At 69.2% G+C, this 1349-nt stretch carries 1 protein-coding gene and 1 pseudogene; one reads left to right on the top strand and one right to left on the bottom strand.

The genetic code is table 11. The annotated features are described in order from the left end of the window. On the top strand, nt 1-1023 hold a 1023-nt coding region (gene uidA / locus AB0M20_RS43820), incomplete at its 5' end, for a beta-glucuronidase (protein ID WP_364307445.1). Nucleotides 1024-1043: 20 nt separating this feature from the next. On the opposite strand, the pseudogene AB0M20_RS43825 reads toward uidA, so the two are convergent. Further along, nucleotides 1044-1349: pseudogene (locus tag AB0M20_RS43825) on the bottom strand (hypothetical protein); the annotation flags it as partial.

The following is a 1349-nucleotide window of genomic DNA, read 5'->3' on the forward strand; positions in this document are numbered from 1 at the left end:
GAGGTGCAGCTCGTCGACGAGGCGGGGTCGGTGCGCGACTCGTACCACCAGTCGGTCGGCATCCGCACCGTAGAGGTGCGGGGCACCCAGTTCCTCATCAACGGAGAGCCGTTCTATTTCAAGGGCTTCGGGATGCACGAGGACCACGACGTCATCGGCAAGGCGCACAGCGACGCCCACCTGGTGCACGACTTCGCGCTCCTCGACTGGATCGGTGCGAACTCCTTCCGCACCTCGCACTACCCCTACTCCGAGGACGTCCTGGACTACGCCGACCGCCACGGCATCGTCATCATCGACGAGGTCGCGGCCGTGGGCCTCAACATGGGCCTCGGTGGTGGGATCTTCGGCGGGCAGGGCTACACGACCTTCTCCCCCGACACGATCAACGACACGACGCAGCAGGTCCATGCGCAGGCGATCCGCGAGCTCGTCGCCCGCGACAAGAACCACCCCAGTGTGGTGCTCTGGTCGATCGCGAACGAACCCGAGTCCGACACCGAGGGGGCCGAGGAGTACTTCCGGCCGCTGTTCGACGTGGCCCGCGAAGCCGATCCGACACGTCCCGTCGGTTTCGTGAACGTCATGCTCGCCCCGCACGGCAGCTGCCGCGTCTCCCAGTTCGCCGACGTCCTGATGCTCAACCGCTACTACGGCTGGTACGTCAACACCGGCGACCTGGCCGGCGCCGAGGAGGCCTGGACCCGGGAGATCACCGCGTGGGCCGGGGACGGCAAGCCGATCATCATCACCGAGTACGGCGCGGACACGATGCCGGGCGTGCACTCAGTCAACCCGCAGCCGTGGAGCGAGGAGTACCAGGTCGACTATCTCGACATGAACCACCGGGTGTTCGACGCGTGCGACGCCGTCGTCGGCGAGCAGGTGTGGAACTTCGCCGACTTCGCGACCAAGTCCGGCATCATGCGGGTCGACGGCAACAAGAAAGGCGTGTTCACCCGCGACCGCCGGCCCAAGTCGGCCGCCTTCGCACTGCGCCGCCGCTGGCGCGCCAAGCACTGAGCGGCGGCACCGGCGGCTCGTCACCCCTCCGGCGAGCCGCCGACCGCTGAGGCCGAGCCGCCGAACCGCCGGCGGAGCTCCCGCTTGAGCAGCTTGCCGGACGGGTTCTTGGGCAGCGCCTCGACCAGGTGCACCGACTTGGGCACCTTGTGCGCGGCGAGCCGCTCCCGGGCGAAGGCGATGAGCTGCTCGGGAGTCACCTCGCCGCGGGGGACGACCACGGCGGCGATCGCCTCGATCCAGCGCGGGTCGGGCAGCCCGACGACGGCGACCTCGGCGACCGCCGGGTGGTCGTAGAGGGCGTCCTCGACCTGGCGGGAGGCGAC

Origin of the sequence: Actinoplanes sp. NPDC051633 (genome assembly GCF_040681735.1) — a bacterium.
In the GTDB taxonomy this organism is placed as follows: domain Bacteria; phylum Actinomycetota; class Actinomycetes; order Mycobacteriales; family Micromonosporaceae; genus Actinoplanes.